At 63.6% G+C, this 12,998-nt stretch carries 8 protein-coding genes; 6 read left to right on the top strand and 2 right to left on the bottom strand.

What is annotated here, in order from left to right:
• Positions 1–3 precede the first annotated feature (3 nt).
• Positions 4–936, bottom strand: a complete 933-nt coding sequence (locus HHL08_RS04760) for a LysR family transcriptional regulator (RefSeq protein WP_169571322.1) — start codon at positions 934–936, stop codon at positions 4–6.
• Positions 937–1,037: 101 nt separating this feature from the next.
• Here HHL08_RS04760 and HHL08_RS04755 point away from each other — a divergent pair, with 101 nt between their 5' ends.
• The 5 genes from HHL08_RS04755 (at position 1,038) to HHL08_RS04735 (ending at position 8,955) form a co-directional block, all read left to right on the top strand.
• Positions 1,038–2,171: a purine-nucleoside phosphorylase gene (locus tag HHL08_RS04755; protein ID WP_235954840.1), complete on the top strand. Its 1,134-nt coding sequence runs from the start codon at positions 1,038–1,040 to the stop codon at positions 2,169–2,171.
• Positions 2,168–3,697, top strand: coding sequence for an adenosine deaminase family protein (locus HHL08_RS04750; protein WP_169571321.1), 1,530 nt, complete (start codon positions 2,168–2,170; stop codon positions 3,695–3,697). Before HHL08_RS04755 ends, HHL08_RS04750 begins: the two co-directional genes overlap by 4 nt.
• 186 nt (positions 3,698–3,883) lie before the next feature.
• Positions 3,884–6,394, top strand: a complete 2,511-nt coding sequence (locus HHL08_RS04745) for a TonB-dependent siderophore receptor (RefSeq protein ID WP_169571320.1) — start codon at positions 3,884–3,886, stop codon at positions 6,392–6,394.
• Between the two features lie 63 nt (positions 6,395–6,457).
• Entirely contained in the window at positions 6,458–7,567 is a 1,110-nt protein-coding gene (locus tag HHL08_RS04740) for a purine nucleoside permease (RefSeq protein ID WP_169571319.1), read from the top strand.
• Positions 7,564–8,955, top strand: a complete 1,392-nt coding sequence (locus tag HHL08_RS04735; RefSeq protein ID WP_169571318.1) for a uracil-xanthine permease family protein — start codon at positions 7,564–7,566, stop codon at positions 8,953–8,955. Before HHL08_RS04740 ends, HHL08_RS04735 begins: the two co-directional genes overlap by 4 nt.
• 7 nt (positions 8,956–8,962) lie before the next feature.
• On the opposite strand, the gene HHL08_RS04730 is transcribed toward HHL08_RS04735, so the two are convergent.
• A complete protein-coding gene (locus HHL08_RS04730; protein ID WP_169571317.1) occupies positions 8,963–9,997 on the bottom strand; it encodes a LacI family DNA-binding transcriptional regulator in 1,035 nt (344 codons plus the stop codon).
• 332 nt (positions 9,998–10,329) lie between these two features.
• Between HHL08_RS04730 and HHL08_RS04725 the strand changes: the two genes are divergently transcribed.
• A complete protein-coding gene (locus HHL08_RS04725) occupies positions 10,330–12,981 on the top strand; it encodes a TonB-dependent receptor (RefSeq protein ID WP_235954927.1) in 2,652 nt (883 codons plus the stop codon).
• Positions 12,982–12,998 lie beyond the last annotated feature (17 nt).

Below are 12,998 nucleotides of genomic sequence, written 5' to 3'. Positions count from 1 at the left end.
GGATCAGAGGTCGGCGCGCTCGATCGAGACGGGATAGCTGAGTTGCGCAAAGCCGCTCTCTATCTCGCCCAGGACGATCCCCGCCGCGTAAGACGGGGTGCGCGCCGCCGCGGTGCAGAGCGCCAGCGTCATCGGCCGCAGGATCGGATCGGAAATGCGGGTGAAGGAAAGGGTGCCGCGCTGCACCTCCGTAATCACGTCGAGCGAGGTCAATATGCCGATGCCGACCCCCTGCATGACCAGCGAGGTGATCATCTGGATATTGTCGGAACTGGCGGCGGGTTCGATCATGAGGCCGCTGGTCCCTTCCAGCACGGCGATCTGCTGGCACACCGCCAGCGGCTCGGCCGGGACGATCAATGGCGATCCGGCGCAGGCGGAAAAGCGGGCCTCGCGCTGCTCGCCAAAGGGGTGGCCGGCGGGGGTGAGGAAGCCCAGGACGACCTCGACAAAGGAGCGCACGGTCAGGTCGCGATAGGATTGCGGTTCGAACAATATGCCGAAATCCGCTTCGCCACTGGCAATGGCTTCGCGCACCCGGTCGTTTTCCAGCACCCGCACGCCAATGGTGATGCCCGGATAGCGGCTCTGGATCGCGCGGATCGCGCCGGGGATATAGCCCTTCGCCAGCGCGTCGATGATGGCGATGTCGACATGGCCACGCTTGAGGCCGCGCAGATCCTCTATCTGGGCGCGAACGTCGGACAGATTTTTCTGCCAGCGCCCGCCCGCCGCCATCATGATTTCCCCGGCGGCGGTCAGACGCAGGCCGGTTGGCAACCGTTCGAACAGCGGCATCCCCAGGTCCGCCTCCACATTCAAAATCTGCCGGTCGATGGCGGACGCGGAGATATTGAGTTCGTCTGCCGCCTTACGGATCGACCCCAGTCGGCCGACCGCCATGAAGTAGCGCAGAAAACGCGAAAATGCCGGCATGGACCCACCCTAATTTTTGCAACACTCCGTAGGATTCATTGCGTTTGATCGCATCAGGTCAAGCCCTTACTCGCACCGCAGAGTGAAATAGTGGGGATGCAATGGTGGTGGGGTCCGCAAGACAGGCGATGATGGCGATGGCCGTGACGGTCGCGGCGCTGGCCTGCCCGTCATTGGGCCGTGCTGCCGAACCGCCTGTGCCGGCGCTGCCGTCCGTCAAGCCGATCCCGGTCAAGGTCATCGTCGTCGCCAATTTCGAACCCGGCGAGGATATGGGCGATGCGCCCGGCGAGTTCCAGCTTTGGGCCGAGCGCGAGAAGCTGACTGAGGTCATCCCGATCAAGGGTGCGCTACACCCGCTGCGCCGCAATGCGGCAGGACTATACGGCATGTGCTGGGGCAGCCCGGACACGATGTTGGGCGGCGTTGCCGAACAGTTGATGAGCCTTTTGCTCGACCCGCGCTTCGATTTCAGCAAGACCTACTGGCTGTTTACCGGCATATCGGGCGTCGATCCGCAAATCGCATCGGTCGGCAGCGCCGCCTGGTCGCGCTGGGTGGTGCAGGGCGACACATTGCGGGAATTTGACGATCGCGAAGTGGGCAAGGACTGGCCCTATGGCCTGTTCGCAATCGGAGCCGACGCGCCCAACACGCTGCCCCAGAATACCGAGAGCTTCGCTGGCTTCACCGATACCGGCAAGCTGACGATGTCGGTGAAGCTGAACCAAAGCCTGGCGCAATGGGCCTATGATCGCACCAAGGATGTGGCCATTCCCGACAGTCCGGCGCTGCAAAAGGCGCGGGCAGCGTGGGCCGGCTATCCCAATGCGCAAAAGCCGCCCTTCGTGCTGATGGGCGAGACGCTGGGGTCAGTCCGCTACTGGCATGGCCCCGGCCGCACCCAATGGGCGCGCGACTGGGTGAAGCTGTGGACCGGCGGCAAGGGTCGTTTCGCCATGACCAACATGGAAAGCCAATCGCTGGCCGGCGCCATGGCGATCGCCGCGAAACAGGGGCTGGTCGATCCGGCGCGCGTGCTGGTGCTGCGTACCGGCAGCAATCCATCCATGCCGCCGCCGGGCCGATCGGCCGTCGAAAGCGTCGCCGATGAAGGCGCAGGCCAGGTCGCAGCGTTCGAAGCCAATTATCGCGTCGGCGTGCCGGTGGTGCATGAATTGCTGAGCCATTGGGATAGCTACAAGGATCATGTGCCGGGAACCGATCCGCAATGAAGCGTGGCCTGGCCCTCATGACCTCGCTGGCCGTGCTGTCGCCGGCTGCGGCGCAGACGACCAGTGGGGAAGCGGCTGCGGCCGCCCTGTTCGACCGGCTGGCGGACAGTCCGCCCGCGCTGCGGCTGTTCCTCAAGGCGATGCCCAAGGGCGGCGACCTGCACAATCATCTGGGCGGCACCCCCTATGCGGAAGATTATCTGCGCTGGGCGGCGCAGGCGGGCCTGTGCGTGGACGATAGCGGCACCCGCGTCGTCGCGCCGCCCTGCCCCGAAGCGCGGACGGTCAAACATGTGGGCGAACAGACCCCCTTCGCCTTCGCCCGGCTGGTCGATGCCATGTCGACGCGCGGCGTGCAGCAGGGCGTGGGCGCCAATGACGTGTCCGGCCATACGCAGTTTTTCGGCAGTTTCGAACGGTTCGGCCCGACTGGCCCGGTCGCGGACACCGGCGCCTTGGTTGTCGCACGGCAAGTCGCGGCGGGCGATCGGGTTGGCTATTTGGAACTGATCCACAATCCCGACGCACTGATCGCAGCGACGCTGGGCGCGGCGGACGTAAAGCTGGACGCCAGCGGCCTGGCTGCCTTTTACAGCCAAGCGATCAAGGCGGCGAAGCCCGTCATCGATCGGGCGATCGCGGAACTGGATGCGAACGAGGCAGCGGCGGGCAAGGCGCTGGCCTGTGGCGGCGCGAACCCCGATCCCGGCTGCGGCATCGCCATCCGCTATCTCGCGTGGGGATGGCGCGACCTTCCCCCGGCGCAGGCCTTCACCTCGCTGATCCTCGCCTTCGCCTTGGCCGATCGCGATCCGCGCTATGTCGGCATCAACATCGTGCAGCCGGAAGATTGGGTGATCGCGCTGCGCGACTATGACCTGCACATGGCGATGGTCCGCTTTCTGGCGGAACGGCATCCCCGCGTGCATCGCACGCTGCATGCGGGCGAACTGGCGTTCGGCCTGGTGCCCCCCGCCGCCCTGCGCGACCATATCGCCAAGGCGCTGGACGCGGGCGCGGAACGGATCGGCCATGGCACCGCCATCGCTTACGAGGACGACGCCATCGCCACCCTGGCGCGGATGGCGCGCGACGATGTTGCGGTGGAAATCAACCTGACCAGCAACGCCGTGATATTGGGAGTGAAGGGCGACGATCACCCGCTACGCCTCTATCGCCGGGCGGGCGTCCCGACGCTGCTATCGACCGACGACCAAGGCATATTACGCACCGACATGACCCAGGAATATCTGCGCGCCGCGCGCGAACAGGGCATGGGCTATGCGGATCTCAAGCAGATGGCGCGCACCAGCCTAGAGCAGGCGTTCGTCGACGGGTCCAGCATCTGGGTGGACAGGCATGTTGGCACGCGCGCCCCACCCTGCGCCGCGGGCTGGGCCGAGGATCGTTGTCGCATCCTCGCACGATCGAGCGCCAAGGCCGCGCTTCAAATCCGATTGGAGAAAGATTTCGAGACTTTCGAAGATGTTACCGTTTCCAGCTTTAATAAATCGATCGTGCCGTAAAAACTCGACGAAGACTGAAATAATAACGATAAAAACAAGACATTTTCTTTGCTGCGCCGCGTCAAGACTATTAGCATGACGCATTGCAGCATCAAAAATTTTCATAGGAGAGGCAGACAGCAGGGACAACCGGCTGGCGAAGCCGTGGGGATTTACGCTTCGTCGCCATTATAAAGGGGGCTCAACATGGCGCATTATCTGCCTTTTCATCGTTCTAACAATCATGCTGCGCGGCAACATCGTTCGCGACCGGGATCGACCGCCATCGCCACGCTGGCGTTGCTGTCCTGCACCGCCCTAAGTCCTGGGCTGAGTTCCGCCGCCTGGGCGCAGACGCCCGCGCCAGAGGATGCGCCAGAGCCGACCGCCGAAATCGTCGTCACCGGCGCACTCGACGCGCTGCCGATCAAGAATGTCGGTTCGATTTTCGGCTTCGACAAGACGATCCTTGAAACCCCGCGCTCCGCATCGACCATCAGCAGCGAGCAGATGGAGCGGTTCGGCATCACCGACATTTATGACCTGGTCGCGCAGGCGCCCGGCACCTTCACCAACAGCTTCTTCGGCGTCGGCGGCGCGCTCGACATTCGCGGCACGCCCGGCGAAGTCTATTTCCGCGGCATGCGTCGCCTGGACAATCCGGGCAACTATCCCACGCCCATCGGCGCATCGGACCGCATCGATATCGTCCGCGGCCCGGCGTCGCCCATTTTCGGGCCCTCCAAGACCGGCGGCTACATGAATTTCGTGCCGAAATCGGCGCGCGTTGCCGACGGCAAGTTGCGCGACAAGGCGAGTGGCGAAATCAGCTATACCCGCGGCAGCTGGGACATGAATGTCGTCAAGGGCAATGTCTCCGGCCCACTGAAGATCGGCGAGCAGGAATTTGGTTACAGCCTGTTCGGCCAATATGAGGATGACGGCAGCTATTATCGCAACATGTCGACCAAGCAGACCATCCTGCAAGGCTCCTTCGACACCGACCTGTCCGACCATGTCCGCATCGAATTTGGCGGCCAGTATCAAAATTACAAAGGCCAGCAAAATGGCGGCTGGAACCGCCTGACCCAGGCGCTGGTCGATGACGGCACGTACATCACCGGCCAGGCCCAGCCGCTCGACACCAGTGGCGACGGGCAGATTTCGCAGCAGGAAATCAAGGCTTCGGTGCCGGGCGGCTTCTCTATCTTCGGCAACTTCTCCTGCCCCAACAGCACGTTCAGCCCCTTTGCCAGCGGCTTTACCGACGCCTGCTTCACGTCGACCTATCCCAGCCTAGCGCTGACCAATACGGGCACGACCAAACTCAGCCGCCGCGATGTGTTGACCGGAAAGGATGATAAGCTGGTCAACCGGGGTTCGACCTTCTACTTCGACGCTATCTACACCGCGGACAGCGGTTTCGAGCTGAAGAACCAGTGGTTCTACGACAGCTATGAAAATATGAACGAGAACGCCTATGGCTTCGCACAATTCCATGACAGCTGGGTGATCGAGGACAAGATCGTCGCATCCAAGACGCTGGAAAGCAGCGCGGGCAAATTCTCGTTCCAGCTGTCGCCGTCGGTCCGCTACACCAAGTTCGCGCATGGCGACGACTTCAACTATGAATATTTCCACCGCGTCGACCTGACGGTGGGCTATGATGCGTTGTCGGACCGGTTGCTGTCGACCGAGTGCGATTGCGACTACACCAATTATGTCGTCGGCCATTATAGCGACCTGGCGCTCGCGGGGCTGGTCGATCTCGACTTCGCCTTCGGCTTGGATGTGACGCTGGGCGCGCGCTACGACCATCTGGACGTCAAGGCGACCAACATCACCTCGAAGATGGAAGCCCCCGCGGCCGGCCTGGCGGCGAACAATGCCAGCGGCAGCAAGGGCGCCTGGTCCTGGTCGGGCAGCGCATCCTACAAGCTGCCCTTCGGCCTGATCCCCTATGGCACCATCGCGAAGCAATCGACGGTGATCGCGGGTCAAGGGGCGGAAATCTATCCGGCCGATGTCGCGGGTGGCACCTTCCTGTCCGCCTCCAAACTTTATGAAGGTGGGATCAAGGGCAGTTGGCTCGACAACAAGCTCTATGCGGCCGTGTCGGTCTACAAGCAGAAGCGCACCGACTTTAACATCCAGTCGATCACGGTGAACCAGTCGGTCGAGACCAAGGGGCTGGAGGCGGAATTCCGCTGGTCGGTCGATCGGCACCTGCTCATTACCGGCGCTTACACCCACACCAATGTCTATAATCTGACCGCGTTGCAGGACGGCAGCCTGTTCAGCTTCTTTGGCATCGAGGATCTGGTGAACGTGTCCGATCCGACCCTCTATCTGGGCGGCCAGCCGATCGGGCTGGTGCCGATCAACAGCAGGAACGATTCCAAGCGTGCGGGTATTCCTGAAAATATGTATTCGGCCACCGCAACCTATGCGTTCGACTTCGGCCTCGCTCTGTCGGGCAGCCTGGTGCATGTCGAGTCGGTCTATTCGGGCCAAAGCCAGGCGGTGAAGCTGCCGGCCTATACCACCGTAGACCTGGGTGTATCGTTCGAAACCGGACCGATGCTGTTGCGCCTGGTGGTGAAGAACGCGACCAACGAGAAATATTTCCGCGCCAACTTCACCGAATTGTTCGGCAGCACTATCGTCCTGCCGGAACGGCCGCGCAGCTTCCAGGCGTCCGCCGTCTATAAATTCTGATCTGTTTCGGGGAGCGCAGCATCTCTGTGCTCCCCGTCCCTTTTACCGGAAGGCCCTGCGCCGATGCCATTTGCTGTCCGCCGCCTGATTGGGACTGCCTGGGCCTGCCTTGCCCTGTTTGGGGTCGGGACGGCCGGGGCCGCGTCACCAGCGGTCGATGCCGTTCTTGCCTGCGTCCCCGGCAAGCCGTGCACCACGAGCCTGCCCGTCCGCATGGTCATCGTCACCATGTTCGAAATCGGCGCGGATGAGGGCGATGCGCCCGGCGAGTTCCAGTTGTGGAAGGAAAGGCGGCAGCTAAATGTCCGCATCCCCTTCCCCCAATCCTGGCACGACCTCTATTACAACCCAGACACCCAGATATTGGCGATGGTGACCGGCGTCGGTACCGCGCGGTCCGCCACCGCGACCATGGCGTTGGGCCTTGACCCGCGCTTCGACCTGTCCAAAGCCTATTGGCTGGTCGCCGGCATCGCCGGCATCGATCCGCAGGATGCATCGATCGGATCGGCCGCCTGGGCGCGCTACAGCGTCGACGGCGATCTGGTCCATGAAATTGACGCACGCGAAATACCCAAAGGCTGGGCATCGGGCTTCTTCGCGCTCGACCGCAAGGGACCGGACGATCCCAATCCACCTGATACCGATGGCCGAACCTTCGCCATGAACCCCAAGCTGGTCGACTGGGCCTATGCCCTGACCAAAGACACGCCCCTACCCGACGATCCGGGCGTGGCGGCGGCGCGCGCAGCCTATAAGGGCTATCCCAATGCCCAGCGCCCGCCCTTCGTCCTGATCGGCGACCAACTGTCGGCCATGACCTTCTGGCACGGCAAGCTGATGAACGACTGGGCCAATGACTGGGTCAAGCGCGCCACCCACGGCAAGGGCGAGTTTGTCACCTCCGCCATGGAAGAAACAGGTACGTTCCAGGCGCTGACCTATCTGGACAAGGTCGGACGGGCGGACAAGCAGCGGGTCATGCTGTTGCGATCGGGCAGCAACTATTCCATGCCGCCGCCCGGCGTGACCGCCGCCGACAATCTACTGCGTGAAAATGAAGGCTATTCCGGCATGCGGGCATCGCTCGAAAGCCTGTATCTGGTCGGATCGAAAGTCGTGGACGAATTGCTGGATCATTGGGACCGCTACGAGCAGGCACCGCCGCAATGACCGCAGCGCCGCTCGCCATACCGCAGGCTGCGCCTGAGCAGCCAACGGGAATGACGGCGGCGCAGGCGCGCGACCCCGATCACTTCCCCGGCCTGGCCATCGCCATCCCGCTGGGCATCCAGCATGTGCTGGCCATGTTCGTCAGCAACATCACGCCCGCCATCATCATCGCGGGTGCCGCCGGGTTCGGCTATGGATCGGCGGACCCCGGCGCGCTGATTTACATGATCCAGATGGCGATGTTGTTCGCCGGCCTGACCACCCTGCTTCAGACGGTGGGCGTGGGACCGGTGGGTGCGCGCCTGCCCCTGGTGCAGGGCACCAGCTTTGCCTTTCTCCCGGTCATCATCCCGATCTGCGCCGGGCGCGGGGTGGACGCCATGGCGGCACTGACCGCCGCGGCGCTGTGCGGCGGGCTGTTTCATGCGGTGCTGAGCATGTTCGTGGGCCGCATCCGCTTCGCCCTGCCGCCGCTGGTCACGGGCCTGGTCGTGCTGATGATCGCCCTGTCGCTGATGCGGGTCGGCATCCAATATGCCGCCGGCGGGGTCATGGCGCAGGGTACGCCAGCCTATGGCGCGGGCGCAGGCTGGCTGCTGGCGGGCGTGGTCATCGTCACGACGCTGGGGCTCAGCTTTTTTGCGCGAGGCCTGTGGTCCACCGCGTCTGTCCTGCTGGGACTGCTGGCTGGCTATGCTCTCGCCGCCGCTATGGGCCGCGTGTCGCTGGCCCCGATCGGCACCGCCCCTGTCGTCATGCTGCCCGATCCGTTCCATTTCGGTTTCGCTCTGTCGGCGTCCGCTATAGTAGGCTTCTGCCTGATGGGCTTCATCTCCGCGATCGAATCGATCGCCGACGTGTCCGCCATCTGCGAAGCCAATGTCGGTCGCCCGGCACGCGACAGCGAATTGATCGGCGCGACGGCCGCCGATGGCGTGGGAACGGCGATCGGCGCGCTGTTCGGGGCCATGCCCAATACCAGTTTCAGCCAGAATGTGGGATTGATCGCCATCACTGGCATCGTCAGCCGCCATGTCGTGACGGTCGGCGCTCTGTTCCTGGTGCTGTGCGGATTGGTGCCGAAGATCGGCGCGGCGATCACCACCATACCGATCGAGGTGCTGGGTGGCGGGGTGATATTGATGTTCGGCATGGTCGCGTCGGCCGCCCTGTCCATGCTGTCGGCGGTCGCATGGACCCAGCGCAACATGCTGATTTTCGGCCTCGCCTTGTCTCTGGGCATCGGCCTTGAACTCGAACCCGACGCGCTGTCGCACCTGCCAGCATCCGCGCGCATCATCCTGGCGTCCGGCGTGCTGCCGGCTGCGGTAGTGGCGGTGATACTCAACCTGATAGTGCCGGGCCGGACGGCCGTGCCGCAGAACTGACCTGCCCCTATCCGGCCGTGCTCCGCCGCACGACCAGCCTGGTTCCCAGCGTGCAGGGCGGCGGAGGCCGACCCTCCACTTGCGCGACCAGCGTGTCGACCAGCAATTGTCCGGCCCCCTTCATGTCCTGCATGATCGTGGTCAGCGGCGGCGTGGTCAGGCTGGCGGCCGGGATATCGTCGAAGCCGATAATGGCGACGTCGCCCGGAACGGACAGGCCCGCCTCCGCCAGCGCGCGCATCGCGCCGATTGCGATCAGGTCGCTCGCCGCAAAGATCGCGTCGAAGGGCTTGGCCCGCGCTATCAGCGTCCGGGCGGCGGCATGGCCGGCATCCTCGGCCGTCAGCGCATCGACCTGCAACGCTGGATCGGGGGCGATGCCGGACGTGGCCATCGCCTGACACAGGCCAGTGAAGCGATCGGCAAATTCGGGATAATGTTCGTCCGCCTGGCCCAGAAAGGCGATGCGGCGGCGGCCGAGACTGAGCAGATGCTCGCCGGCCAGGCGGCCCGCCCCGACATTGTCCGATCCCACGGTCGGCCCGATCGTGTCCTCCCCCGCCGACCCCCAGCGGACGAAATGGGTGCCATGATCGACCAGTTCGGTCAGCCGCCGGGCGTAGAGCGTATAGTCGCCATAGCCGAGCAGAATGAGGCCGTCGGCGCGGTGGCTGTCCTGGTAACGGACGTGCCAGTCATCCTCCATTTTCTGGAAGGAGATGAGCAGGTCCAGCCCGCGCGCGCCGCATTGCCGCGTGATCGATCCCAGCATCGCCAGGAAGAAGGGGTTGATGTTGGATTCGTCGGGGGTGGGATCTTCGAAGAACAGGAGCGCGATGGTGTTCGATCGTTGCGACCGGAGCGAGGACGCATTTTTGTCGACCGAATAGTTAAGTTCCTGAGCGATCGCCTCGATCCGCTGGCGCGTGGCGAGGCTGACCGATCGCGATCCGCGCAGCGCGCGGCTGACCGTGGGCTGCGACACGCCTGCCAGATAGGCGATGTCGAAGCTGGTCGGCTTGCTGGTGGGCTGGCGCCCCATATCCCTCTCCCGGCGCGGTCGATACGCCACAGCCATGGTAGGGCCACGCTGAAAACAAGGCAATTGCGTCCTTCCGGGCCAGGCTCATCGTGACATGACGGCCACAGTCGGGGCCTGTGCATATATGCGTATACGTATGCCTTATGGCCGGGTGGCGCGAACGGGGCGTATGACCGGCCCACCCGCAGGAACGTGGCGCTTCACAGCCATGCTTGCGGCCAGGGTTTCCAGCACCGGCAAACAGGGTGTGTCCGGTGTCCATGGGGGAGAGGATCAAAGTGGCTCATCATCATCATCGCGTCCGTTTGTTCGGCGCATCGCTTCTGGCCATCATGGCGACGGCGGCCGCCAGCCCCGCCTTCGCGCAGGACGCGCCGCAGGCCGACACCGCGTCGCAGGATGCGGCCAGCGACACGATCGTCGTCACCGGCTTCCGCGCCGCGTTGCAGAGCGCCGTCAACACGAAAAAGAACGCCGCGCAGATCGTGGAATCGGTATCGGCCGAGGATATTGGCAAGCTGCCCGACGCATCGATCGGCGAATCCATCGCCCGCCTGCCCGGCCTGACGTCGCAGCGCCTGTTCGGCCGCGCCAATTCGATCGCGATCCGCGGCGCCAGCGCCGACCTCTCCTCCACCACGCTCAATGGCCGCCCGCAGACGTCGACCGGCGAACAGCGTAATGTCGAATTCGACCAATATCCGTCCGAAGTCGTCAGCCGCGTCGATGTGTTCAAGTCGCCCCAGGCCAACCTCATCAACCAGGGCCTGGCCGGCACCGTCGACATCCGCACCATCCGCCCGCTCGACTATGGCAAAGAACTGTTCTCGGTCGGCGCGCGCGGCGTTTACACCGATCTGGGCAAGGTCAATGCCGACAGCAAGGACAAGGGCTATCGCCTGACCGGCACCTATGTCGGCCAGTTCGCGGGCGACCGCATCGGCGTGTCGCTCTCCGCCGCCTATAATGACGAACCCTATCAGTCGAAGGAGTTCGAGGCCTGGGGCTATGCCGACGGGCCGAATGGCGACAAGGTCATCGGCGGCATTAAGCCGTTCGGCGTCTCGACGCAGTTGAAGCGCCTGGGCATCCAGGGCGCAGTGCAGGTGCAGGCGACCGATACGCTGCTCCTGACCTTCGACGGCTTTTACGGCGACTTCAAGGAAAAGCAGATCAAGCGCGGCGTCGAATTTCCGCTCTACTGGAGCGGCGCGACGCTGGTCCCCGCCAGCATCGGCACCGACAGCGGTTTCATCAACAAGGGCACCTTCACCGGCGTCGAGGCGGTGGTCAACAACCATGGCTATGAGCGCAAGTCGAAGATCTTCTCCGGCGGGTTCAACGGCAAATATACCGGTGACGATGGCTGGTCGGCCAGTTTCGATTTCGGCTATTCGCGCACCGACCGCAACGAATTGTCGCTGGAGTCGAACGCGGGCACTGGTTACGGGCCCGGCAATGGCGCGACCGACACGCTGGATTTCGTGAGCGGTGCCAAGGGCACGCGCTTCACCTCCAGTCTGCTCGACTATAGCGATCCCAATCTGATGGTGTTGACCGACCCGCTCGGCTGGGGTGGCGGCGCACCGCTAGGCCATCAGGAAGGCTATTATAACAACCGCATCATCGATGATGAGATCAAGAGCTATCAGGTCGAGTTCGGCAAGGAGATCGAGGGAGGCTTCCTGTCGAAGATCACCGCGGGGCTGGGCTATGTCGACCGCACCAAGGCCAAGACGCCCGAAGAATATGTGCTGAACCTGGCCAATGGCGCAACGTCGCTTGTGCTGCCGGAGCAATATCGTCTGGCCGCGACGGACCTCAGCTTCCTGGGCATCGGTCCGATCCTGTCCTACGACCCGTTCAAGCTGCTGGCCGACGGCGTGTATATCAAGACGCTGAATCCCAGTAAGGACGTGCCGGCCAAGGCCTATTCGGTGACCGAGCGGGTGATGTCCGCCTATCTGATGGCCAATATCAAATCGGACGTTGGATCGGCGGAACTGACCGGCAATATCGGCGTACTCGCGCAGAATACCGAACAGAAGTCGCGCGGTTTCGTAAACCTGGCGGCGGCCGACCTGGTGCCGACCACACGGGGCGACAATTATTGGGACGTGCTGCCCAGCATGAACATGTCCCTGCGCTTCCCCAGCGATTTCATCGTCCGTCTGGCGGCCGCGCGCGAAATCCAGCGCCCCCGGTTCGAGGATATGAAGGTCAGCCTGGACTATGGCTATAACACGGCCAGCGGGGTCATCACCGGCACCGGCGGCAACCCCACCCTGCGCCCCTATCGCGCCTGGGCGGCGGACCTGAATTTCGAGAAGTATTTCGGGACCAAGGGCTATGTGAGCCTGCAACTGTTCGCCAAGAAGCTGCAAAGCTATGTCTATCGGGAGACAGCGGCGTTCGATTACACCGGCCTGCCGATCGTCCTGCCGCCGGGCGTCACCGATCCCGACGGCACGCTGACCCGCCCGGTCAACGGCAAGGGTGGCAAGCTCTACGGCTTCGAGGTCGCCGGCACCGTGCCGTTCGACATCGTGACACCCGCGCTGGAGGGCTTTGGCCTGACCGGCGGCGTGGGCTATACCAAGACCAGCATCAAGCCGGGCGTCGGCGCGGCATCCGAAGACCTGCCCGATTATTCGCGCTGGGTCGCCAATGGCACGCTGTTCTTCGAGAAATGGGGCTTCAACGCCCGCGCTTCGGCCCGCTACCGTTCCGCCTTCGTCGGCCAGTTCGTGGGCTTCGGCGGCGAGCGCGAGTTGCGCCGGGCTTTGAGCGAAACCATCGTCGATGGACAGGTCGGCTATGATTTTCAGAAGGGCAGCGCGCTGGAAGGGCTGGCGATCTTCGTGCAGGGCCAGAATCTGACCGACGAACCCTTCGTATCGGTCGATACCGGCGCGTCGATCCAGGTCCGCAACTATCAAAGCTATGGCCGCCGCTTCATGGCGGGCTTCAACTACCGCTTCTGATGTGTAGAGTGGCCCGG

The sequence above is a fragment of the Sphingobium psychrophilum genome, from assembly GCF_012927105.1.
In the GTDB taxonomy this organism is placed as follows: domain Bacteria; phylum Pseudomonadota; class Alphaproteobacteria; order Sphingomonadales; family Sphingomonadaceae; genus Sphingobium; species Sphingobium psychrophilum.
Note: the sequence above shows the minus strand (reverse complement) of the source record. Positions and strands in the feature narration are given on the sequence as shown.

Bases quoted from the DNA above. Each gene is read 5' to 3' on its own strand.
- HHL08_RS04760 (WP_169571322.1), bottom strand. From the start codon at position 936: ATGCCGGCATTTTCGCGTTTTCTGCGCTACTTCATGGCGGTCGGCCGA.
- HHL08_RS04755 (WP_235954840.1), top strand. From the start codon at position 1,038: ATGGTGGTGGGGTCCGCAAGACAGGCGATGATGGCGATGGCCGTGACG.
- HHL08_RS04750 (WP_169571321.1), top strand. From the start codon at position 2,168: ATGAAGCGTGGCCTGGCCCTCATGACCTCGCTGGCCGTGCTGTCGCCG.
- HHL08_RS04745 (WP_169571320.1), top strand. From the start codon at position 3,884: ATGGCGCATTATCTGCCTTTTCATCGTTCTAACAATCATGCTGCGCGG.
- HHL08_RS04740 (WP_169571319.1), top strand. From the start codon at position 6,458: ATGCCATTTGCTGTCCGCCGCCTGATTGGGACTGCCTGGGCCTGCCTT.
- HHL08_RS04735 (WP_169571318.1), top strand. From the start codon at position 7,564: ATGACCGCAGCGCCGCTCGCCATACCGCAGGCTGCGCCTGAGCAGCCA.
- HHL08_RS04730 (WP_169571317.1), bottom strand. From the start codon at position 9,997: ATGGGGCGCCAGCCCACCAGCAAGCCGACCAGCTTCGACATCGCCTAT.
- HHL08_RS04725 (WP_235954927.1), top strand. From the start codon at position 10,330: ATGGCGACGGCGGCCGCCAGCCCCGCCTTCGCGCAGGACGCGCCGCAG.